Source organism: Gluconobacter sp. Gdi, assembly GCF_014132155.1.
In the GTDB taxonomy this organism is placed as follows: domain Bacteria; phylum Pseudomonadota; class Alphaproteobacteria; order Acetobacterales; family Acetobacteraceae; genus Gluconobacter.
The window spans coordinates 210,300-234,872 of sequence record NZ_BLJQ01000005.1 but is presented as its reverse complement, the minus strand read 5'-3'; the positions used below and the strand labels follow the sequence as shown (position 1 = coordinate 234,872).

The following is a 24,573-nucleotide window of genomic DNA, read 5'->3' as shown; positions in this document are numbered from 1 at the left end:
CCTGCGAGAGTGCAGAGGCAAAAATGCTACGATATTTTTTTTGTTCAGTAGTGCTGACAGCCGTGTGTCTTGTAGATTGCTGTTAGCCCTTTCTTATCGTGATCCTGAACTGACTCTGGTCATTTCCGCGTCCTCTGGGTGGAAAATGTTTGCCTGCATTCTGGTCGCCGCCGCCACACGTTACCATTAAATATCCTGGGGTAATCTCTGCACCCGACTGCGGATCACTTGTTCTTCATAGTCCAGTTCGCGCTGAATATCCCATTCAGTCTGATCATTGATGTCTCGTGCATCTACCAACGCATGAAGCGTCTGGCGTTGCAGGCGGAGAACGATGAGACGTAAAGCCAATTCGATGCGTTCCCGCCGAAGCGCCGTTGTCCGGGTTAAAACCGGGGATTGTGTCGGACCATCAATCTGGCTGAGGCGGTTCTCGTATGTCTGGAGGAGGCGTCCCAGAACTTCCAGTCTCATATCCTCGTTACCGTGATCGTTATTCGCGTTGTCAATCGCTTCACTCCGGTCCTTCTCAGCGCGACTTTGCTCATTATGCAGAAGTTGCAGAGTGGCCTGAAGCAAACGCTGGCGTGCGAGACTCTCTTCCTGCGCGTGTTTGTCAGACATATCACGTGGGAGAAATCGGATACACAGAGGGATAGCGATTGCTGCCATGACGAGGGAGAGAACAATCACTCCTGTCGCTACAGTAATAACGAAGCTGCGCTCGGGAAAAGCCTGAGGATCAATCCCAAGTGCTGGCAAAGAGAGCACGGCAGCGAGAGTAACGGCACCGCGGACACCGGAAAATGCCAGCAAAACGATCTCGAGAAAATGTGGAAATGCAAATGCCCGATGGGACATACGGGCAACCGCCCATCTTCGGATGACAGAAATCCAGATACCGCAAAATCGGATTACGAACATTATAGTATAGACGCTTGCGACAAGCAGCGAGAGTTGCCAGAAGTGCGCGCTATGCTCTTGAGCTAATTCGACGCCGGCATTCAAAAGCCATGGAAGCTGTAAGCCCAGCAGTAAGAAGATCAGGGCATTAAAGACATAGCTGACGGTATCGAGCACCGTGCTTGCCTGAAGCCTGGTAGAGGTGGCAGCCTCGTCTGATACGCCTGTCAGTTTAATCACCATGCACCCTGAGACAGCCGCTAGTATGCCTGATGCATGTGCTGTTTCAGCGGCCGCATAAATGCCAAAGGGCAGCAGGACAATCATCAGAACCTGCATGAGCGGATCATCAAATCCGCGTCGTAGGAGGATGCGCTCCGCGCGTACGGCAATCCATGCCAGTCCTGCGCTGATGGCCAGCCCTCCGAAGGAGACCAGCAAGAATGAGCTGAAAGCATGGCGGTATGAAAATTCGCCGGTCATTGCGGCAATCATTGCAAAATGAAAGCAGACAAGGCCAGAAGCATCATTAAACAGAGCTTCACCATTCAGGATATGGATAAGGCGTTCAGACACGCGTCGGCCTGCGATGAGGCTGGAGACTGCGACGGTATCCGTAGGTGAAAGTGCCGCCGCAAGTGTAAAACATACTGCTAGGCTGACGGCAGGTATCATCCAGTGAATGGCGTATCCACAGAGAACCGTTGAGATGACCACCAGGCCGAATGCCAGAAACAGAATTACACTTCGTAGTTCGGAGAATTCTCGCAGAGGCATACGGAAAGCGTCTGTGAAAAGGAGCGGGGGCAGGAAGACCAGCATGAATAAGCTTGGTTTCAACCCGACATGCAGGCCGCAAAGAGCCGCAACGATCCCTAAAAAGATTTGGACCAAGGGAGCAGGCACACGGTTGGAGAGCGCTCGTACCGCCAGACTGCTTATAACAATCATGGCGAGGAGAATGAGTATGGTTTCTGCTTCCGACATACTCATTCTTTTTGCCTATTTTTTGAAGGAGGCAAGTAGCTTATTTATTTGGAACTGAAAAAAGTGTAATTCTTTGTTAAATCGGTGCACTCCGTCTTATGGATTTCACAGTGCGATTTTGCCTATTGAGGAGGTCCATTTAAAATCTATGTGGCATTTTATTAAATGATAGATACTTTACGAAGTGGTCTGATAAGAATTTTTATCTGGGATATTGAGTAGAAAAAGACGGCAGGAGAAGCGGTCTTTGTGTTTTTATCTGTAGGCTGGGAAAATATCGGCCAAATCTATAGTATTACGGGCAGTCAAGGGCGCTCCCGCCAGTCGCTCAGCCATCAATGAAACCGAACAGAAAAGCAGCGCCGAGGCTCTGGGCATTTGTGCATGTCTAGCTGGCGGTCATGGTTCAGAGCACGCGATATGCCTTGAGCAAGAGATAATTATTTTGGACCGCCTACACCGGGAACATCCTCGCTTGGGACAGAGAAGTGGACCAATGATAGTCCACTTCTGATGCGCCAGACCGCCACATGAGATGTCTTTGACTGAGTTCTGTCTGGCTGAGGTATTCAGGGAAACAGAACTCAGTTTAATCAGATACTCCTGGAATACCTTAGAAAGCCGTTGAAACTGTTCCTGTAACTGTAAAGCGAGGCTCAAGAATAAATTGAGCGCCCGAACCCAGGTTTGAAAGGTTGCCGTTCATGAGGCGCACCTGACTTGCGTTTGTTCCAACGCCAACTACTCCGGTTCTTAAAATGGCCCCCGTAAGATTGGTGAAGTTTAGCCGGATGGTCGGTGATTTTGCATGCCACAGAGGCTTGAAATGATAACCTAACGAGAGCGTATTTGTGAAATAGCCAGGCATACGCTGGTCGCCTGCAAGAGTTGTTGATTGTGGGCCGGTGTAATGCAGGGCCCCATTGGCAAAAATGCCTTTGTAAGTGTACGTTAGCCCAAAGTTCGCCATAAAATGTGGAGCCAGGGGAGCCTGTTTGCCCTTGCTCGCGAAGGCTGTGAGATTTCCATAAATATCCGAGGCTGCGATATTCGTATCTGTCGTCGCGCTGAGATATTCGAGCGAAAAATAGGGGCTTAAGCCATAAATTGGTTGTGTTGATACCATCAGGTCCACGCCGCGTGCGGTTTGGTTGCCAGCATTGACGACACCGGTCTGGTTATTTCCGACATAAGTAGACAAAAGTCGGTTCGTGATATTGTAGTTAAAAAGATCAAGATCAACAATAAAATATTTATCGTTATATCGGTACCCTAATTCTTCTTTAATTGAGTACTGATTTTTCGGCAATGTTCCATCAATATTGGTATTAGCTACTGCCGAGGATGAGGGTTGCCGGAAATCACCTTCTGCATTCAGGTAGATCTGGTGATGGTCATTAAAGTGATAGCTGATGGATACGTGAGGAAGTGGCGCAGTCAGGTTTTGTCCGAGCTGTCTCCTGCTTGGATAAACGATGTACCAGACATTGGACATGACATATTTGAAGCCGGCGTTCACCAGAAGGCGGTCGTGAAAGTATTTCGCTGTGTCCTGAAAAAATATCGAATGAACTTCGAAACCCGCTGTATTGCCAGGATAGACACGGTTGCCATTCCGATAGATCTGGTAAGTAGCATCATTGGGGCTGGGATTGGCACCCTCAGCTGTTGTTACGCTGCTTGGAAAGTGCTGGGTATAATCCTGATTTTGATACCAGTAGCCCAGTTCGAAGTGGTTATGCTTATCAATATCGTAACCCAGGATTGCAGTTGCACCTACACTGAATGCCCCATCTTGCAAAAAGAAACTAGTTACTGGAGTTCCCGTGGCAACAGGCACGCCTGATTTGTGGGTGTTCCCGCTCGTCGCGCTTGAAAAGGCTCCGGCGCTTCCGCTCCATCCGCGACCCCAGTTATAGTAGGGGCGAAGGTCAAGGTGTAGACGTCGCGTTATGACAACGTGCATTGGGGCAGTAAGAAAAAGCTGCATCCAATGGTTGATGTTGTTCTTCCAGTAATCGTTATTAACCGGGTCGAACTCAGCTTTGCGCCCATAGCTGTTTCCGGTCCGCTTGAAATTATAAAACTGTGTAGCTGTGCCATATGTATCGACAACAAAGTCTTCAAGGTTCCAGCCCATGAAGGCGCGGGCATATGAGCCATTGGCCCAGTCTTTTCGGACGCCAACGTCTACATGGATCTTCTCGTTGCGGCCGCCCCCAAACCATGATCGAGCATGGGTGTGGGCAAAGGAAACAAATCCCCTGCTGCCTGTGTTACCTATGTCTCCCGACTCAAGGCGGATGAACTGGCGCGCCAGATTGTTTGTGCCATAGGAAAAGTCCATCGTTCCCCCAAATTTGTGTTGGGGATCATGAGTGGCCTGATTCAAAACACCTGCTGCTGCGGACGTCACGGGAAGGTCAATCGGAGATGATCCTGGCAGCATGCTGACGCTGTCAACGTCTTCGGATTCAACGTTTTCTGCCATATAGGCTGCGCTGGCTGCAGGGCCGCCATCAATCATCAGCGCCATATCGGCATCAGTAAGGCTTCGGCTCTGAATGCGACCACCTTGCAGGCCGGAAGTATCAGTAACGGCGATATTAACGCTTGGTAGGTTGCGAACGAGCTCCAGCGCAGTGCTTGTTGGGCTGCGCATATCAATAAATGATTTTGTAATGGTTTGTACTGCATAAGGTGCTGTTTCAACGCGCATCATTCCGCCGCCGCGGCTACGGTGCACGCTGGATACATGAACGGTTTCATCTGTGGTGGAATTGATTTCCGTACGTTTATGCTGCGGTTTGGGGTGCTCAGAAAGTGTGGGAATAGCATGTGAACGTGAGCGCGCTTCACGATGGGGCGCTGATTTTTTCGTCTCCTGCTCCGTGGTCGCAGCCTGAGCTTCCGAAAGAGAGAGAGCGTCAATGATTCCGGCTGGCACACTGGTTCCGAGGCAGGTCATGACGAGGAGGCGCTGATTCAACGCTCGGATTTTACAGGCACGAGAGCGCATCACATGGATTTCCTTTTATGTGGCACCAGGTCGTTTCCTGGAGTGATCTTTTCATGGACCTCGATTGAGTGGCATTGCCGATCAATATCCATAACGAAATCGTAACCTGTTTTATTTTTAAAAATAAAACAGTATTTTGTGTTTCAAGATTTCAAATTATTTTCTTTGGTGACGCATTAAGAAACGAAATAAAAATAATTAGTAACTTGGTTCTCTGTATTTTTTTAAGTTTCAATAATGTTTTATTCTATAATGTGGTGAGTTTCAAAAACTCTGCTTCGTTGAGATGCCAAGCGCAAGTGCCGTCACCGTTCGGACTTCCGACAGGGTGCATGCAGGGTAAATGGTTTTCGGTAGGGAGAGCGCTATTCTCGGAGAGAGGAGTGATGCGCTTCTTATGCATCACGGTTTTATTGCTGATAAGAAGCATGTGAAAACCTCGGGATAGTGCTAATAAAGCGGGAAGAGACCCAAGTGTGAACGAAAGAGAACATCCCTGACTATACTGGCATCTTATGGCTGGAATGCTGAAACGGCGTTGGCCTTCCAGCCTTATTCTGGAAGTGACCTGATCCTCGGTCGTGTCGTGGCGCAGCAGCGTGGCCTTCTTGGGGTTATTACCGAGAGCGGACTGATCCAGGCTGACACAGCAGGGAGGCTCCTGCATACTTCGGATCCATTGGATCGGCCTGCGATTGGAGATTGGGTGGTTTGCCAGCCGAGATTTTATGAGAGACGCGGCACCATTCAAGCTGTTTTGTCGCGCACATCCTGCTTTGTCCGCAAAGAAGTTGGCAAACGCACCCAGTCGCAAGTGATTGCTGCCAATATTGACGTGGCCTTTCTTGTGATGACGACGGGGGCGGACTTCAATCTTTCCCGTCTTGAACGCTATCTGGCGCTGACAAGAGAAAGTGGCGCAAAGCCCGTCATTGTTCTCACAAAAGCTGATTTGTGTGAGGATGTGGAGCAGGTTGCGGCTGAAGTGCAGGCCTGTGCGCCTGAGGTTGATCTCAGGATTGTATCTTCTGTTCAAGGGCAGGGCCTTGAGGAAATTGCTGCGTATCTTGATGGGCAGCGCACCGGTGTCATGGTGGGGAGTTCGGGTGCAGGAAAGTCGACGCTGCTGAATGCTTTGCTGAAAACTGATTATGCCGCCACGGGAGCGGTATCTGAGTATGACGGGCAGGGCAGGCACACAACGACTCATAGGGAGATGGTCAGTCTCCCGTCAGGTGGCCTTCTGATCGACACGCCTGGAATGCGTGAACTGGGGATGGTTAATGCAACGGAAGGCCTCGCTGCTGCGTTCGGAGACTTTGCTGCTGAGATTGAAGAGCTGGCGCAACAGTGTCGTTTCCGCAATTGCCAACATGAAGGCGAGCCAGGCTGTGCAGTTCGAGAGGCATGTGAAGACGGAAGGCTTGATGAGCGCCGCTGGAATAACTGGCTAAAGATGACACGTGAAATTGCAGTTCAGCAGCAGAAAAACCCGGCCGGACGGAGAGCGGAGCGGCGGGAGCAACTCCGTCTTAATCGAGAAGCGCGGAAAGCGAAGCGTCACGACTGACCTGATTGCTGGGAGATCGTAGATGCCGTTCTGATGGCATTCGTGGCACCTCGGGGCATCGATATTCCGATCTTAAAGCCGGATTGAAATCCTTTGCGTTCTAGGAAAGTAAATCAGGACTTGAGGTGTCCAAAATTAGTGTGACCACAAGACTCTGAATTGATGTAGAGCAAAAAGTAATGATTTTTTGGGGGTATTATGGAATATAGAGCTTAGATAACGAGTAGTTTACGACGGAAAACAGCAGAAATTTAGGTTTATCGTTAATTCATAGTTATTGAGTTTTTTTTTATATCAACATGGGCATTGATTAAAATTAACAATATCTTCTATGTTCGATTCCGGCGCTGAGCACGGATTAACAATATATAATTCGTTAATAAATGCTTAACTCTTCTAGAGATGGAGGAATTAGGCATGGCTGGCGGAACGAGCTACACTCATAGAAGTGTCTATGTTGGTAATGGAGGAACAATATCAGGTTCCACCTCAACGGATGCTTCTGGAAATGTAACTATAAATGAATCGTATTTTCTAATAAATAATACGCTATCGGGCGCTACGGCTGCTCAATATGGCGCTATTATAGCTCAGTCTGGTGATGTCGGGACGAATTTGTCTGCGACGTCTGCTGGTGCTGTTCTTGCATCTGGCGGTATTATTAGTGGAGTAACTGTTGGAAATTCAGCTGCGGCGCTGGCTTTCAACGGTGGAACAATTAACAATTACAACATAGCCTCCGGCGGCGGGTTGCTGGTCGGAGATCAGTCCCTCAACGCCTCTGCTTCTGCGATCCTGACGTCCAAGGGGCTGACAGATCTGAGTGGAGCTGGCTTCGTCTCGGGCGGCGTCGTTCATACGGGTGCTACCGAAACCCTCACGAGCGGCGGTACGGACAAGGGATCCCTGATCCAGGGGACGCAGTACGTTTCTGCGGGTGGCCTGACGATTAGCGATACCGTCAACAGCGGTGGTGTTCAGAATCTTTATACCGGTGCTGTGACGACCGGGACGGTTGTAGGTTCCGGTGGAACGACGGTAGCCAGCAGTGGCGCGATCGTCAGCGCAACAACCGTTTCGGGTGGTAATGTCCTTCTGAATGCTGCAGCCGTTCTCCGAGGCGCTGTTGTTGCTGCTGGAGGAAAACTGACCGTTTCCAGCGGGGCAGCGGCTTCTAACGTCACTGTATCTTCCGGCGGTACCGAGAGTGTGCTGTCTGGTGGGACGGTTTCGGGCGGAACTGTTCTGCAGGGTGGCAATGAGATTGTTGCCTCTGGCGCAACATCCCTCAATGTTACTGTTTCTTCTGGTGGTTCGCTTACGGTTGCGGCTGGTGCTGTTCTTGCCGGAACGCAGGTGGTTCAGGGCGCTGTCATCGATGTTGATACGCTGTCCTATGTGTCGGGCGGCACAGTCAAACTGGATGGCAATACTCTCACGATTTCCGAAGGTGGCAGCACCTGGCAGACGACGTTTGGTGGAGCATTCAAGAGCACCGATTACTTCGTGCTGGGTCGTGACCCTGTTGATGGCAGCACCATTGCAACTTTCGTCTGCTTCTGTGCAGGTACGCTGATCCGCACAGAGAGCGGGGAGAAGGTTGTCGAAGAGCTCAAAATCGGTGATCGCGTGCTGACGTATGTTGCCGGCCGCGAAGTCGTTCAGCCTGTGACGTGGGTTGGTCATCGAACGGCGCAGGTTCGGGCGGATCTGCCGGTTGATCAGGCTGGCTATCCTGTCCGTATTCTCAAGGATGCGATTTCCCCTGGGGTTCCTCATCAGGACCTTGTGGTTACACCCGAGCACTGCCTGTATTTCGAAGGGCGTTTCGTTCCAGCCCGTATGCTCGTCAATGGCCGTAGCGTCTTCTACGATCTGACAATGACGAACTACGAATACTTCCACGTTGAAACGGAAAGCCACTCCATTCTGTGGTCCAATGGTGCGCTCAGCGAAAGCTATCTGGATACAGGAAATCGTCGTGAGTTTGGCCAGCAGGGTGGTATTGTCCGTCTTGTCAGTGGTCCGACCCGCGAATGGAGTGTCGATTCAGCAGCCCCGCTGGCGGTAACGCGTGATCTGGTTGAGCCGATTTATCGCACCCTTGAAGAGCGTGCTGTTGAAATGTCTCTTCCAGACCAGCGCAAGCCTGTCGTTCTGACCGAAGACGCCAATCTTCATCTTGTAACCTCTGCAGGTCATCGGATTAATCCGGCACGTCGCGCAGAAAACGGAGATTTCGTTTTCATGCTTCCTGCCGGTATTGACGAAGTTTACATCGTTTCCCGTGCATCTCGCCCGGCTGATGTCTTCGGTCCGATGGTTGATGATCGTCGTTATCTTGGCGTTTTGGTTGGCAACATCAGTCTCTGGGCGGGCAATGGTCAGAAGAGCCTTACGGCACACGTCACGGAAGACAACCTGTCTGGTTGGAATAACCGTGAAGAAGGCGGCGTCCGCTGGACAAATGGCAATGCCCTTTTGAACCTTCCAGCCCGTCAGGATCTTTCGATCTCTGTGCTGACGATCGAAGTGAAGAATGCAGGCCCATATGTGCTTGATGATGAAAATGACGCTGTAGCCGTCGTTGCATCTTGAAAAACCACTTGGATATTTGAACGAAAAGGAAGTGACGTGCGTTTTCAAGGCGCACGTCACTTCCTTCTTTTTAGTTGCAGGGTTTTCATAGAGTTCCGAGGAATAGGTTGACGCACTATGTTTGAACGTCTGGCCCTGAAATATGCTGCCGGACAGCCGGCCTCACTTGCGATGAGCTGGTTTGAGGGGGAAGCGAGTTTCGGTCAACTTTCCCAGGATGTTAGCCGAGTGGCCTTCGCACTGTTTCAGCTTCGGGATCTTGTCCCGTCTGTTGTGGCTATTCGTTGCGAACATCCGTACAGACACTGGGTTTTCATTCTCGCTCTGTCCCGTCTCGGAATACCCTCGGCATCACTGCCGGGATATGTGGATGCAAATTTCCACCGCTCTGTGAAAATCCTGTCACCGGATATCGTGTTGCTTGATGAGCCCGTTGAAGGGCTCGACCAGCAATCTCTGGTACTGAATGAGGCATGGTTCGAACATGTCTGTCAGACAGGTTCAGACTGTGTAGAAACCATTGCGGTACAGCCTGAAGATGTTGTCCGTTACTCTGTAGCTGGTGGAACGAGCCAGGATGCACGCCGCATCGCCCTGACATCGCGATACGTCGAAACGGCCGTCTACCATCTCCTGTTTCAGGATATCCTGTCTCATAGTCACCGCCCTGAGGGATTGCGTGTCCTACCAACGCTTGGAGCAGAGACTTCAAGTGGATTCCTCATCATTCTGTCGGCTCTTGTGGCTGGAACACGTCTTCAGATGGTAACCGGTTCTGAACTGGGTCTTGTCTTCAGTCAGGATGTCCCGACTGTAGCCGTTGTGTCCCCACGACATGCCGAAGGAATACTCTCTCGGCTTCCGCCCGGTATGAAACCGCTGGACAATCTGTTTCTAACGGTTGCTGGAGGAAAACTGCCTAAAGCCCTCTGTGCATCCATTCGTCAGACGCTCACACCGCATGTGCAGGTCGTGTACGGTGCGGATGAGTGCGGCGTTGTGACCATTGCCTCTACGGATACTCAGTCCACCGATGATGAGGTGGGTCAGCCGCTGCCGTGGGTTGGTCTTGAGATTGTGGATGAGCAGCATCGGCGTGTCCCGACGGGTGTCGTGGGTTGCATTCGTGTCAGCGGAACAGGAGTTGTAGACGGGTACGATCTTGATCCAGCTGCTACTGCCGAACAATTCAGGGAAGGCTGGTTTTATCCGGGCGATAGCGGGTTTCTGGATGCAGACGGAACGTTGCATCTTAGAGGGCGTGCAGATGATCTGATAAGCTTTGGCGGTGACAAGTTTGACCTGGATAGACTGGATACGCGTCTTCTTGAGTGTCCCGGCGTGAAAGACGGTGCGATGTTTGTCGTACCTGATGCTCAAGGGCTGCCTGCTCCCTGGGTCGCTCTTGTGACCGCAGAAGATTTCAATCTCGAAGTTCTTTCAAAGTGGATGAGGAATGTTTTCCCTAATCTGCCAGATGTGACTGCCGTCTGGATCGATGCTCTTCCACGAACGGAGAGCGGGCAACCGGATAGGCTGGCGTTACAGAAGGCGGTCAAACCGTCCTGAATAACAAGATTTTATAAGTTACGTTCTACACAGAATAGAAGACGAAAAGCGGGTTTTAGATGGTCGATTACGGAAATGAAGTGGCAGTCGTAGGGATCGGATGTCGCCTTCCGGGAGGAATTGAAACAACCCAAGCTCTCTGGCGCTTTCTGTGTGAACAAGGTGATGCCACATCCGACATTCCCGCCGATCGGTGGGGTATCAAGCGCTTTTACGATCCTGAATACGAAACCCCAAACAAGACTTACATGCGGCGCGGTTCCTTCATTGACCAGAAGATTGATGAAATGGATCCGCTGTTCTTCGGTATTTCGCCGCGTGAAGCCGCCCTCATGGACCCTCAACAAAGGCTTCTTCTGGAAGTCGTGTGGGAGGCAATGGAAAATGCTGGCATTCTTCCTTCCACGTTGGCAGGCACTCGGGCTGGTGTCTTTATTGGCACGTTCTCTCTGGACTGGCTGGTGGCCTGCGGTTCTCCCCTCAATCGGAACCTGATTACGGATCATTTCGCCGCAACTGCGGCGTCAGCCACCATGCTGGCTGCGCGGATTTCTCATAATCTTGGTCTTCAGGGGCCATGCATGTCTATTGATACGGCATGCTCATCATCATTGGTGGCTATTCATCAGGCCCGTACCAGTTTGTTGAATGGTGAGAGTGATGTTGTCGTAGCGGGTGGCGTCAACATGATGCTTGCTCCACCGGCCTCAATCACAATGTCCAAAGGGCACTTTCTGGCTGCGGACGGGCGCTGCAAAAGCTTCTCGGCAGATGCAGACGGCTATGGGCGCGGTGAGGGGGCCGGCATTGTCCTGCTTAAACGGCTCGCCGATGCAAAACGGGATGGAGACGTTATCCATGGTGTCATCGTGGGAACGGGTGTTAATCAGGATGGTCGTACGCTGTCATTGACGATGCCCAGTGAAGATGCTCAGCGCGCGCTCATTGAGGAAGTCGCCCAGAAGGCGCATGTCGATCTTGCCACGATTGGATATGTAGAAGCCCATGGTACCGGAACGCCTGTTGGCGATCCTATCGAAGCCCGTGCTTTGGGAACGGCGATCGGCCATAAGCGAGCCCCGGAAAGCCCCCTGATTATTGGGTCTATTAAAGCCAATCTGGGGCATCTGGAAGCTGCAGCGGGTGTTACCGGCCTTATCAAGGCACTCCTTTGCCTGAGGCATGGCTCTATTCCACCGCAGACGAACCTAACACAGGTTAATCCCACGATTCCGTTTGCGGACCTTAATCTGCAAGTCGCTCAGGATACCATGACCCCGCTGACGGCTGAGGCAGGAACAGTGTATGCGGGCGTCAACTCGTTTGGATATGGCGGAACAAACGCGGTTGCCCTGCTCAGGTCGCTGACAGTAGAGGATCAGCCGATCCACCCTATGGCAGAAGTGGTCAGGCTGCCGTCCGGGCGCTTCCTGCTGCCCGTGAATGCGCTTGTAGACGCCTCGTTGAAAAATCTGGCGCGCTCCTATGCAGATCTTCTGGCGTCTTCTTCTGCTCCATCTATCGCCGATGTCTGTTTCTCTGCTGCAACCTACAGGACGCGTCTGCCGATGCAGGCCGTCGTGTCTGGCCAAGATCGTGAAGAGCTGATTGCAGGCTTGAAAGCTCTGTCGGAGGGGCAGTCTTCCTCTGCTGTTACACTGGGCCGACGTCGAAACGGTGAGATGCAGCAACCTGTTTTTGTCTTTTCTGGCATGGGCTCCCAGTGGAAGGGGATGGGGCAGTCTATCCTCAGGCAGATGCCCGAACCCATTTCTCGCAGTATCCAGCAGATTGATAGCCTGTTTTCCGAACTGGCCGGCTGGTCCATTCTGGATGAAATCCTGAAGCCTGCGGAACATTCCCGCATTGATGAAACAGTTGTCGCCCAGCCTGCCATTTTCATGGTTCAGGTTGTTCTTGCAGAGCTGTTCCGTTTTCATGGCGTGACACCGGCGGCTATCGTTGGGCATAGCGTGGGCGAGGTGGCTGCGAGTTACATCGCGGGTGCTTTGTCGCTGGAAGACGCTGTAACCGTGATCTTCCATCGAAGCCAGCAACAGGCTCGACTGGCGGGGCGTGGCACGATGTTGGCTGTCGGTATTTCCGGCAAAGAGGCAGCCGAAAAATTACTTCCTGGTTATGAAGACCGGGTGTCAGTCGCGGCTCTCAATAGTGCGAAGTCTTCCACACTTGCGGGTGAAGAAAATGCGCTCAGGGAGCTCGCTACGCGCTGTGATCAGGATGAAACATTCAATCGTCTTCTTAGGGTTGAGGTGCCGTATCACAGCATCCTGATGGAAGAGATCCGTCAGGATCTTCTCAGTCCGCTTGGCATGCTCTCTCCTCAAAACCCAAGCATTCCGCTCTATTCAACAGTAACAGGCACGCGCTGGGCTGAAGATGCTCTGCATGATGCGGAATACTGGTATGGCAATGCGCGCAAGCCCGTCCTGTTCCATGATGCCATTCAGAACTTGATGGCCGATGGGCACCGGGTTTTCCTTGAGATTGGTGCACACCCGGTGCTGGGCGGTTTGATAAGGGAAACAGCGCAGCAGGTTGACGGAGAAGTCTCTATTATTGCCAGCCTGAGCCGGAAAGATCCGGAAGACACAGCCATAGCGCGCAGTATCGCCAAACTCTATATGGCGGCCGTGCCGTTGGATTGGTCTCTTCTGACGGGAGGCCACCGCACGGACCTTCCTCATTATGCCTGGTCTCGAAGCCGGTTCTGGTCTGAGACTGAAATGTCGCGCAGGGATCGGCTGGACGGAACCGTTCACCCGGTTCTCGGTATTCCAGTCAGTGCGTCGCGTCCGGGTTGGCTTGCCGATATTAATCGCAACTACATGCCGTGGCTGCCGGATCATAAAGTTGACGGGATCTGCCTGTTTCCTGCTGCGGGCTACATTGAGGGCGGATTGGCTTTACACCGGCAGATTGAGCGCTCTGATGCTGCAATTCTTGAAGACTTGGAGATCGGACAGGCGCTCCTTCTGGATAGTCTGACGCCACCGGTTGTCGAGTGGGCATTTGACGAAGAAACGCGCGTTCTGACGGTATCATCGTCTCACGGGGAGGATGGCGAAGAAGAGTGGATTCAGCACGCGAAGCTACGGGTTCTGGCGAATGAACCATGGGCAGCAGACCCGGTGGCTCCTGACAGTCTTCAGGACAACCTGCAACACTATATCCCTCCAGAAACGTTTTATGCGCGGCTTGCAGAACACGGCTTTTCATACGGCCCCGCTTTCCAAACGATCAAAGAGCTGAAGGCTGGCGAGGGTATTGCCTATGCACGCCTTGAATTGTCCGAGGCACAGAGCATCGCAGAGTATTTTCTTCATCCGGCACTGCTTGATGGTGCTTTCCAGGCATTGATCGGTGCTGGATACAGTGCTGCGGAAGAGAGAGTTTTTGTTCCGACGGGCGCGCGCCAGGTCGTCTATCGCGGCGGACAGCATAAAGTCCTTTTGGCTCATGCGGCCCTGACACGACGTTCCGAAACCGGCATTGAGGGCGATATCCGACTCTTTACGGAACAGGGTGAGCCTGTTGCTGAAATTCTCGGCTTCAAGGCGCGGGCTATCCGGAAACTGACCGCTACAAATATGGGTTCGGACAATGTCCGCCGTTTCTATCGTCCCGCCTGGGTTCAGACGGAATTGCTCCCGCATTTCGCGGAGCCTTTAACCGCACTGGCTCTGGGACGTGATAGCTCTTTATTGGAGAAATTCAGTCAAATCTCTGCTGCTCAGGGGATCATGGTCGACACCCTGAAAATTGACGGTCTGGATCAGACGGAATTGGCAGGCGCATTGTCTCAAACGACTGATGCAATCCTCTATCTGTGCTCATCCAACGAAGGGGAAACCGGACAACAGGGCATCGCAGAAATTTTGCGTCTTGTTCAGGCAGTCAAGATTTCGGAAGACAGCGAAACTGCGCCAAGATGTCTGATCGTAACGCGGGGAGCGGTATCTGTAGAAGCTCTTCAGAGCGATGATCTGGATACGGGGCAGGCAGCCATTCGGGGTTTTGCACGAGGGATCGCATCAGAGCGACCAGATCTTGCGCTTCGGATCGTCGATATCGGACGCACTGTTGATGAGGCTGTCTTGCAGCAGCTATGCGCAGAGATCGTTCAGCAGGATTCAGAAGACGATATTGTTCTGCGTGTTGGCACACGGTCTGTGGGGCGGTTAACACCTTCGGAAACCAAGCCAGACCCCGTTCCAACACTTTATCATACGAACGAAACGTTTGACGGGAAGCTTGTTGGAGTACGTCTTGTCAGCGCATCAAATGGTTCGCTGGACCGCTTGCATCATGAGCGGTTTATCGCGGAACCGTTGCAGCGTGGCCAGGTGCTATTTCGGACGCTCGCTGCAGCGCTGAATTTCAAGGATATCCTGAAAGCAACGGGCCTGATTCCGCAAAGTGTTGTGGATGATACGTTCCATGGCGAAAGCCTTGGCATGGAAGCGTCTGCTGAAGTGCTCGCTGTCGGCGAGGGCGTAACGGACTTCGTGCCGGGGGAACGTTATCTCGTCTCATGGCCGGGGTGTTTTGCGTCTCATTTCACTGCCGACGCTGAAAGCATTTTTGCGCTTCCCATTGAAGGGCTTGGGTCTCCACTTGAAGCCGCCACACTGCCCGTCGCTTTCATCACGGCGTATTATGGTCTGTGCCGTCTGGCTCATCTTGAAAAAGGTGAAACAGTCCTGATCCATTCCGGGACTGGTGGCGTGGGTCTGGCGGCGATCCAGCTGGCAAAACGGATCGGAGCACGGATTTTTGCGACTGCGGGTACTCTGGAGAAACGGCAGTACCTCAAGGATCTTGGATGTGAAGGCGTTTGGGACTCCCGGTCGCTTGAGTTCGCGGAAGGGATCAGAGATGTCACGCAGGGGCGGGGGGTCGATGTTGTACTCAACTCATTGCCCGGAGAAGGGCAGACACACAGTCTGTCCATCGTTGCCCCCTATGGGCGTTTTGTAGAAATCGGGAAGAAGGACATCATCGAGAAGCGTGGGCTACCGCTAGCGCCTTTCAACGAAAACCTATCGTTCTTCTCGCTCGACCTGGATCGCATGATGCTGGAGCGGCCTGCATTGATGCGTTCCCTCCTGTCAGACGTTGCAGAACTGTCCAAAATGGGCGCAGTGCAGCCTCTCCCTCTGGAGAGTTTCCCTGCGCAGGATGCTGCAGGAGCCTTCCGTCTGCTGGCTTCTGCAAAACATATGGGTAAGGTCGTTATCGATTACTCCAACCTGGATAATCTCAAAGCCTCACCATTGCCACGGACACAGCCTCAGGTAGGGGATGGCAAGACTTACCTTGTTACAGGAGGCCTGAGTGGCTTTGGCTGGGCAACGGCTGAATGGTTGATTGAGCAAGGGGCCCGGAGTCTCGTCCTGCTAGGCCGCAGAACACCAGAGGAAACCGGGATCAGCGAGCAACTGTTGGTTCATCGTGCTGCGGGTGTGCAGGTTCATACTATCCAGGTTGATGTCTCTCATGAAGAAGCCATGAAAGATGTCTTCGATGAGTTGGCCTTCACAAGCAATCTTCCGCCGATCAAAGGCATTTTCCATTGCGCTGGCATGCTGGACGACGCCCTGATCTACAATCTGGACGAGGAGCGGATTAGTCGGGTTCTCGAGGCAAAAGCCAAGGGAGCAATCATCCTTGACCGTTTGGTCAGTGGCATGAGCCTTGACTATTTCGTGCTGTTTTCTTCCGTGACTACGCTTCTGGGAAATATTGGGCAGAGCGCTTATATCGCAGCCAATGCCGTTCTGGGCGCAATAGCGGCTAATCGCTGGAAAGATGGAGAGGCTGCTCTGGCAGTAGACTGGGGGGCTATTGCGGATGTTGGCATGCTGAGCCGGAACGAGACGGCAGCCCGCGCTCTGGAAGCGGCTGGTCTGAAGGGTATGTCGGCCCGGGACGCACTGGGACACATGCGGGAAATGCTGGCGCTAGAGCTACCCGAGGTTGCTTGTGTTGAGATTGACTGGAAAAAGTGGGCACAGATCGTTCCTGGGGCAAATGCGTTAGCGCGCTTTTCACTGGTACGCCTTGCCGATGCCAGTAACAGGGCGACCAGTGAGCGTCTAGCCACGCTCTCGGCGTTGCCGGAGGATGAGCGCCTTCCTTATGTTGTGGAGCAGGTCAAAGTTCTAATCGCCCAGACCCTGCATCTGGAGCCGACAAGCATTGACGACCGTGCACGTCTTTCCGAACTTGGGATCGACTCTCTGGCCGGCGTTGAACTTCAAACGGCCTTGCGGGTAGAATTTGGTGTTGAAGTTTCCATCCTTGTTCTCGCACGCGATGAAAGTATCCGGAAAATGTCCCAGTTTCTTTTGAACAGGGTCAAGATCGGCCAGACGGCACAACTGCCATGACACAGCCCTTCGCCACAGTCCTTGCCGCTGATGGCAAGGAAATGCTGGACTGGCAGCGGAGTACGATCGTTGATGCGCTGTTCTTTCATGCGTCAAGAACGCCAGACCTCAAAGTCTATACTCTGCTCGGAGACGGTGAGAACGAGACAGATGCTGTAACAGCGTCTCAACTTGCCGCACAGGCAACGGCGTTGGCTACGTGGCTGCGACGCATGCTTTCGCCGGGCTCCCGTGTATTGCTCCTGTATGAGAGCAGTCTTGATTACATTCGTGGGCTTCTCGGGTGTTTGTGCGCAGGACTGGTGCCTGTCTCAGGAGTGTACCCAAAGGCTTTTGGAGCACGGGACCGGTTTGTCGCATTGAGGGACGATGCCGAGGCTGCGGCCGTTATCGGAAACCGCAGTATTCTCACAGAATTTCAGAAGGTTTGCCCTGATAAAATCGATGGTCCACGGTTTCTGTGGATACCGACAGACAAGATCCGCCCGTCTGCAAAGCCCGAGAGTGTGGCACATCCTTCACCGGAGGACGTCGCGCTTATTCAGTACACGTCTGGCTCGACCCGTACGCCGCGGGGTGTTCTGCTCACGCACCGCAATATTGCACATAATCTCTTCCGTCAGGCAGAGGCTTTTGGGTATCGGCAGGGCGATTGCGGCGTTAACTGGCTCCCTCTCTCTCATGACATGGGATTGATTGGGGGCGCCCTCATGACACTGGCAACGGGAGGACGCTGTATTCTGTTGCCGCCAGAAGCTGTTGCTGAAAAGCCGATACGGTGGTTGCAGGCTATTAGTCATTACAGGGCAACGCTTTCCGGCGGCCCGAATTTCGCGTACGGAATGTGCGTGAGGTCTATCGCCCCCGAAGAGGTTGCATCGCTGGATCTGTCCTGCTGGGAAGTGGCGTTTAACGGGGCAGAATATATCCGCGCCGAGACGATGCAGTCGTTCACAGAACGTTTTGCGTCATCCGGGTTTGATGAACGTGCGTTCTTTGCATGTTATGGCCTCGCGGAAGCCACCTTGCTGGTCACAGCCAGCGAGCGCGGGCAGGGCGTATCATTTCGGGAGTTTTCGCGCGATGGTTTGGCGCACGGTCATGCGATGCCGCCGCACAATATTCTCGATAGACGCCTCTTGGCAGGCTGCGGGAGGCCGCCCTCAGATATTATCGTACGAATTGCCGATGCGGACACTGAAGCGGTCGTGCCGGATGGGGACGTCGGGGAGATCCGTATTCATAGTCCCGGGGTCGCAACCGGATATGTGAACCGCCCTGTAGAAAACAGCCAGGTTTTTCAGGGCCGTGTTGCGGGTGAAGAGGGAACCTTCCTGAGAACCGGAGACCGAGGTTTCCTGTTGGACGGAATACTTTACGTCACTGGGCGCCAGGATAATCGTATCAGGCTAGGCGACAGTGTTCTGGATCCAGAAGATATCATCGCCTGCCTGGGAGGGTTCGAAGACGATATTCGGTTATTCTCAACGGCGGTATTTGAGGAAAGCACTGAGGATGGAACGACGCTTGTTCTAGTGACGGAACTGCCCTCAGGATCAGCCGGCGATCTGACGCAATTGGGGAAAGCTATTGGCGAGAAAATCTGTGCACATTTTCCGGCCTCTCGATGCCGTATTGTTTTCCTGCGTGCCAGTGCGATCCTGAAAACACCGAGTGGGAAAATCCGCGTAGGGGAAACAAAGAAAGAGCTTCTTCAGGGTAACATTCCGATCCTTGGCGAATATACCCACAGTCCTCTTGGATCTGGCCGGGTGCGTATTCTGAAAATCGCAGAGGGAAAAATGTGAGCATGAGCAGTCCCTCAGTGCCGCTAGTTCAACAAGCCCCCATTGTGCCAGCACGAGAAGGGCCAGGAGGCATCCGCTTCGATTTCAATGATGGCTGCCGCGTTTTTCTTCCAGCGGGGAACTGGCATGTTGTTCTGAAGGACCTGGATACGCATACGATCCTGTTTTCAGAGGATGTATCTCAAGGGATCGTGCAGAGCTCAAAGCGATATTACCTCCGCTTTCAGATCGAGATTACGAAAGACGGTGAACCTTTCTTTACGTATGAAATGAATCTGAAAGACCAGCCTGTTCTTGTTCGAATGCGGGAAGGGGGCATTGGAGATCACTTGGCTTGGTTTGGGCAGGTAGCTGAGTTCGCCCGCAAACACGAGTGTCGCCTGACATGTATCGTGCGCCCGGATATCGCAAATCTGCTCATCCCGGTTTATCCTCATATTCGCCTTGTATCGACCGAAGAAGAGGCGGGATCAGACTATTACGCCTCTTATAAAGTTCTCATTTTTTACAACGACGTTGCCCGGAACCATAGTCCGGTCGATTATCGCGAAGCAGGTCTGGAAACTAATGCGGCGCTCATCCTGGGCCTTTCGCGGACATCGCGTCGGCCCGATGTTGCGATCATGGAGGGAGGGAGACCTCTTGAAGAGCGATATGTCTGCATTGCTACCCAGGCAACATCCCAGAACAAATACTGGAACAATCCTTTCGGCTGGCTGGAAACGATCCGCTTCTTAAAAAAGCGAGGGTATAGGGTCATCTGTATCGACAGAAACCGGGTGAACGGGGTCGGAACAATCTGGAACCATATCCCGTATGGGGCGGAAGATTTCACAGGCGCGCTGCCTCTGGCCGAACGTGCCCGATGGTTGCGACATGCGGAGTTTTTTATTGGTCTTTCCAGTGGTTTGAGCTGGTTGGCATGGGCTGTCGGTACGCCTATCGTGCTGATCAGCGGCTTTACGAGGCCAGATAATGAGTTCGAAACACCCTACCGCGTGATTAACTGGAACGCCTGCAACAGTTGCTCCAATGATATCCGCTGTCAGCTCAATCCAGCCGATTATCTCTGGTGCCCACGACAGAGCGGTACAGACAAGCAGTTTGAATGCACCAGACTGATTTCTTCGCAACAGGTGATCGACACAATCATGCAAATTCCCGACCTTGAGGGAGTGTCAGAATGACCGTTGCCAAAGTGAATGACATTTTCCAGTCGATTATGCTTGCTGGCAGTTCGAGTGCGTCTGTTTCAGCGCCGGTCGCCGAGGACCCATCTAGCGAGACCGATAAAGCCCCGAGAGAAGTGGGGGCAGTAGCCTCGGCGTCATCAACCGAGACGACGACATTTCCCAGTCCTTCAAATGTGGCGACACAGGAGGGGCCTGCAGGCATTCGATATGACTTCAATCAAGGTATCCGTGTTGCGGTTCCAGAAGGGAGATGGCGTATTCGGCTTACCGATCTTGATACTGACATGGTTATTTTTGATGGTGAGGGAAGTGCCTCTACTTTTGAAAGTCGGAAAAAGCATTATCTGAACGCAAGGATTGAAGTCTTTAAGGCGGGCATGCTCGTTTTTTCGCATGACTACGATGCTAAGGGTAAAAAGATAGCCATTCTTATGGCCGGCAATACAATCGGCGATACGGCTGGTTGGGTGCCATATGCTGTGCGTTTTGCACGAGATCATGCATGCGAACTCACAGTGATGGTATCCGCGCAGATGAAAGAGCTGCTGTCTGCGTCATACCCATATATCAGATTTATTGAAAAGCAGGAATTCAGCGCGTTAAAAGACGAGTTTTACGCCACATATTACATCGGTTTATTCTTCGGGGATGAAGATAATATCTGGCAGCCTTCTGATTTCAGGCTCGTGGGATTACACAGAACAGCAGGCTATATTCTCGGGGTTTCTCCCAAGGAAGAACCTCTGCATCTGGATATTTCTGAAGAAAGACCGATTGAAGAACCCTATGTTGTCATAGCCAGTCAGGCCAGTGCACAGTGCAAATACTGGAATAACCCGACAGGTTGGTATGATGTCGTGGAGTTTCTCAAGAGATCAGGTTACCGCGTTATCTGCATCGATCGTGAAATAAAGTATGGTCAAGGTCTTCACTGGAACCAGATTCCTCATAATGCGGAAGATGAGACGGGGGCACGGCCCCTTCAGGAACGCCTCCAATGGCTGAAGCACGCAGAGTTTTTTGTCGGCCTTTCGAGCGGCTTATCCTGGCTTGCCTGGGCGGCTGACACGCCCGTCGTGATGATTTCCGGATTTACACATCCGATAAATGAGTTTCAGACACCATATCGGGTCTTTAATACTAATGCCTGCAACAGTTGCTGGCACGATATTCGCCATCCGTTCATCCACAGTGATTTTCTCTTTTGTCCGCGCCATGCAGGCACCAGTCGTCAGTTTGAATGCACGCGGAATATTACCTCTGGGCAGGTTATCAGCGCCATTAAGGCGGCGATGGGTAACAGGAGAGCGGACAGACAGACCTAATTTGAACTTGCTTTTAAAACTGCCCTGCTTGCGCTCTGCCTGAAGCACGCTACTGTTCAGGTTCTTACGTATCCGGAAGAACCTGAAAGCAGGAGACCAGATTGCAGTATCCATTGAGCAAAGAGCGCAGCAGTCGGCGTCAGTTTCTGATAGGAAGTGCAGCGCTGTCTTGTAGCGCTCTGGTGGGGTGTGCCTCCTCCGGTGAAGGCAAGTTCTATAAAGTGGATGCCTTGGCTCGACAGGCCGTGAAAGACAGAGAGACACCAGGCGTTGTTCTTGCTGTTGGTCATAGTGGCGAGGTTGCACATCGTTATGTGTATGGAAACCGTGCTCTGGTTCCTACTCGTGAGCCCATGACTTGGGACACGCGGTTCGATATGGCGTCGCTGACCAAGCCGACAATGACGGCTCTGGCTGTCATGCAGTTGGTGGAACATGGAAAAATCAATATTGACGATCCGGTGGTGCGTTATCTTCCAGAGTTCGCCGCAAACGGGAAATCGGCAGTTACCCTGCGGCTTCTGCTGACCCATTATTCGGGCCTTCCCCCGGATGTGCCGCTTGATAGTCCATGGAGCGGAAAAGCAGAGGCTGTCCGCCTTGCCATGACATCGCCGCTTGCCAATCCGCCGGGGGCAAAGTTCGTCTATAGCGACGTCAATTACATTACGCTGGGTCTGATCGTGGAAAAGGTTACAGGTCAGCCCCTGAACCAGTATGTCGCTGACAATATTCTGGCGCCTTTGGGGATGTCTCACTCCGGTTACCTGCCCGATGCTGCATTACAGCCAGATATTGCGCCTACGCAGTATGATGACCAACATCACATGCTGCGCGGTGTCGTGCATGATCCGACCGCCCGCCGCATGGGGGGCGTCGCAGGGCATGCGGGGCTTTTCTCCAATGCACAGGACATGTGCCTGTATGCACAGGCGTTACTGGATCGTCTTGCCGGTCGTCCCAGCGCGTTTCCGCTTCAAAGAAGTACATTGGAGTTGATGACAACCCCACAACAGCCCGCTGGGAAAACTGACCTGCGAGGACTGGGCTGGGATATCGCCACGCACTATTCCTCCCCAAGAGGGGATCTGCTTTCGGCGAGATCATTCGGCCATACCGGCTTTACGGGGACGTCGCTCTGGATTGACCCTGAGAATGACAGTTATGTGCTTATTCTGACCAATCGGGTTCATCCGTCCGGGGGCCACAGTGTCGTGAAACTCCGGCATGATATTGCCACGGACGCTGCTCGTGCACTGGGCGTAGCAGCACACGCCTGATCATGTTCTGAATGGCGGACCTGTCAAAGCTCAAAAGTTGACAGGTCCGCCATGCAGTATGGGTTAATCGTCAAGACGGAATGGTGTTAGCCATGCGTCTTGTTGATGAAGTTGACAACATTATCGTGCAGTTCAGTCAGAGCCGGTGCATGGGCATAGACCATGTGACCGGACTCATACTGATGAATTTCGATGTTTGAGGCCAGCTTGTGAGGGATCGGGAGATGCTGCATCTCGTAGATCCCTTCGAAGAAGGGCGTCCCCAGATCGTAGTATCCCTGATTGAGCATAATCTTCAGGCTCGGGTTCTGCTTCATGGCACTTGCAAGGTCCGGCAGGACATTTGGCGCGCCCTTGGCTGGCCGACCGGCGCCTGGCTGCTTATGCACAAAGGCCCATTTGCCAATTGAATGGGCGCTGACCTTGTATTCCTCATAGCCGTCATTGAAAGCCGGGTTTGTGCCGTAATGCAGTGTATTGCGCGCATAATCGTTGAAGGCGGACACATAGGCTGACTGCATCGCGGCAAACTGGGGGTCATAGTCAGGGGTCTGCGCCAATGGATCAATGGCTGGCCCGGAGAAGCGACTGTCCAGACGGCCTGTATCCATTCCGTCATCGCCAAGCAGGGTTTTGGCAAATTCGCCACCACTGACGCGAAGGTCAGCTTTCTTCAGGTAGTCGACGGGAAGCCCCGTATATTGGTGCAGCTTCTGGGCCGTTTGTTCCAGCTTTTCGTCTGAGATGGCGGTGCCGTCCTGAAGGGCGCTGGTATAGTCCGTCAGCGCAAAATTTTCGACTTCGCTCAGGAAGCTTTTCAGGTCTTTGGGTTGTGCTGGCAATTTGTGGTGATACCAGGCCGTGGCAGCGAAGCTAGGCAGGGCAAGAACATAGGGCTGATCAACACTGGGGTTTGATTTCACGTTGTCGATCGAATTGTCGTAATCCAGAATCTGCGACAACAGCATAACGCCATTCAGATCGATGCCTTTTTCAGAGGCAAGCTGGTTGGCGACGATTGCTGAGCGCGTCGTGCCGTAGCTTTCTCCGAACAGGTATTTGGGAGAGTTATATCGCCCGAAACGGGTCAGAAATTGAGCAATAAAGTCCGTGAAGGCTGCGGCGTCCGGGTCTGTACCGTAGAACGCTTTTTCCTTGTCTTTGCCGACAAGGCGCCCAAAGCCAGTACCTGGCGCATCAATGAAGACAAGATCCGTGGCATCCAGCGGACTGTCATTATTATCAATCAGTTTGTACGGGGCCGCTGCGGTGTGGCTGTCATCTGCGGTGACGATACGATGTGGGCCAAAAGCGCCCATATGCATCCAGACACTCGAAGAACCGGGACCACCATTATAAACAAACGTAATCGGGCGGTTCTCTGGATGCGCGCCCTTCTTGAAATAGGCCACATAAAAAATGGACGCGACGGCGTCCGGGCTTTTCTTTTCAGCTTTTGGATCGCTGGGGCCGGTATCGGAATCATCCCACCCTTGGGCATGGACAATCAGCGTGCCGGTGACGGCCTGATAAGGAATGTGCTGACCACGAATGGTTACAGCTCCATCTGATACAACCTTCTGGGGGGTTGTCAGAAACTGTGATGCCGTTTCAGCCTGTTTGACGTTGTCTGAGACCGGGGCCTCCGCGTGAGCTGTGAGACAGGTGGCTGCCAGCAGGCTAACAGCAAGAAAAGAACGGGTCAGGATGCCTGAACGCATGGGTAACTCCTTACAGATTGAAATGATTTTGTAAGGAATACGGAACCGTTACAAGTTCAGGATCTGGTGAGGAAAATTCGGCACCTCTGAACTGTCACGTTCTGTCTGACGAAACAGGGGCATACCGCACTCTTTTCGTTAAAAATAATATTTTCGCAATCTTCAGAACGATCGTTTTCCGTTAGCT

11 protein-coding genes are annotated in these 24,573 nt (G+C 52.6%); 8 read left to right on the top strand and 3 right to left on the bottom strand.

Translation table 11 applies throughout. The features are described 5' to 3' along the window. Positions 1-186: 186 nt before the first annotated feature. Both JN414_RS11370 and JN414_RS11365 read right to left on the bottom strand, forming a co-directional pair. Positions 187-1,896 (bottom strand): Na+/H+ antiporter, encoded by a 1,710-nt coding sequence (locus JN414_RS11370; RefSeq protein ID WP_237390012.1) that lies wholly within the window; start codon positions 1,894-1,896, stop codon positions 187-189. A 607-nt stretch (positions 1,897-2,503) separates the two neighbouring features. Then, positions 2,504-4,612 carry a TonB-dependent receptor gene (locus JN414_RS11365; protein ID WP_202208024.1) on the bottom strand — a complete coding sequence of 703 codons (2,109 nt, stop codon included), beginning with the start codon at positions 4,610-4,612 and terminating at the stop codon, positions 2,504-2,506. Between the two features lie 835 nt (positions 4,613-5,447). Between JN414_RS11365 and rsgA the strand changes: the two genes are divergently transcribed. The 8 genes from rsgA to JN414_RS11325 all read left to right on the top strand — a co-directional run bounded on the left by rsgA (position 5,448) and on the right by JN414_RS11325 (position 22,665). Next, positions 5,448-6,479 (top strand): ribosome small subunit-dependent GTPase A, encoded by a 1,032-nt coding sequence (rsgA, locus tag JN414_RS11360; RefSeq protein ID WP_202207973.1) that lies wholly within the window; start codon positions 5,448-5,450, stop codon positions 6,477-6,479. A 615-nt stretch (positions 6,480-7,094) separates the two neighbouring features. Continuing rightward, a complete protein-coding gene (locus JN414_RS11355; protein WP_237390011.1) occupies positions 7,095-9,077 on the top strand; it encodes a Hint domain-containing protein in 1,983 nt (660 codons plus the stop codon). 117 nt (positions 9,078-9,194) lie between these two features. Beyond that, entirely contained in the window at positions 9,195-10,646 is a 1,452-nt protein-coding gene (locus JN414_RS11350) for an AMP-binding protein (RefSeq protein ID WP_202207971.1), read from the top strand. 59 nt (positions 10,647-10,705) lie between these two features. Continuing rightward, entirely contained in the window at positions 10,706-17,059 is a 6,354-nt protein-coding gene (locus tag JN414_RS11345; protein WP_202207970.1) for a type I polyketide synthase, read from the top strand. Continuing rightward, positions 17,056-18,867: a fatty acyl-AMP ligase gene (locus JN414_RS11340; protein WP_202207969.1), complete on the top strand. Its 1,812-nt coding sequence runs from the start codon at positions 17,056-17,058 to the stop codon at positions 18,865-18,867. The genes JN414_RS11345 and JN414_RS11340 overlap by 4 nt, the downstream gene beginning before the upstream one ends. A gap of 2 nt (positions 18,868-18,869) precedes the next feature. Continuing rightward, complete coding sequence (locus tag JN414_RS11335) at positions 18,870-20,054, top strand: autotransporter strand-loop-strand O-heptosyltransferase (protein WP_202207968.1); 1,185 nt, start codon at positions 18,870-18,872, stop codon at positions 20,052-20,054. After that, entirely contained in the window at positions 20,051-21,385 is a 1,335-nt protein-coding gene (locus JN414_RS11330; RefSeq protein ID WP_202207967.1) for an autotransporter strand-loop-strand O-heptosyltransferase, read from the top strand. Before JN414_RS11335 ends, JN414_RS11330 begins: the two co-directional genes overlap by 4 nt. Positions 21,386-21,486: 101 nt before the next feature. Next, positions 21,487-22,665 (top strand): serine hydrolase, encoded by a 1,179-nt coding sequence (locus JN414_RS11325; protein WP_237390010.1) that lies wholly within the window; start codon positions 21,487-21,489, stop codon positions 22,663-22,665. A gap of 86 nt (positions 22,666-22,751) precedes the next feature. Here JN414_RS11325 and JN414_RS11320 read toward each other — a convergent pair whose 3' ends face one another. Next, a complete protein-coding gene (locus JN414_RS11320; protein ID WP_202207966.1) occupies positions 22,752-24,386 on the bottom strand; it encodes a S10 family peptidase in 1,635 nt (544 codons plus the stop codon). Between the last annotated feature and the right edge of the window lie 187 nt (positions 24,387-24,573).

What these genes read in the sequence shown, in the direction of transcription:
- JN414_RS11370 (WP_237390012.1), bottom strand. Translation starts at nt 1,896, where the DNA reads ATGAGTATGTCGGAAGCAGAAACCATACTCATTCTCCTCGCCATGATT.
- JN414_RS11365 (WP_202208024.1), bottom strand. Translation starts at nt 4,612, where the DNA reads ATGATGCGCGTTGAAACAGCACCTTATGCAGTACAAACCATTACAAAA.
- JN414_RS11350 (WP_202207971.1), top strand. Translation starts at nt 9,195, where the DNA reads ATGTTTGAACGTCTGGCCCTGAAATATGCTGCCGGACAGCCGGCCTCA.
- JN414_RS11345 (WP_202207970.1), top strand. Translation starts at nt 10,706, where the DNA reads ATGGTCGATTACGGAAATGAAGTGGCAGTCGTAGGGATCGGATGTCGC.
- JN414_RS11340 (WP_202207969.1), top strand. Translation starts at nt 17,056, where the DNA reads ATGACACAGCCCTTCGCCACAGTCCTTGCCGCTGATGGCAAGGAAATG.
- JN414_RS11335 (WP_202207968.1), top strand. Translation starts at nt 18,870, where the DNA reads ATGAGCAGTCCCTCAGTGCCGCTAGTTCAACAAGCCCCCATTGTGCCA.
- JN414_RS11330 (WP_202207967.1), top strand. Translation starts at nt 20,051, where the DNA reads ATGACCGTTGCCAAAGTGAATGACATTTTCCAGTCGATTATGCTTGCT.
- JN414_RS11320 (WP_202207966.1), bottom strand. Translation starts at nt 24,386, where the DNA reads ATGCGTTCAGGCATCCTGACCCGTTCTTTTCTTGCTGTTAGCCTGCTG.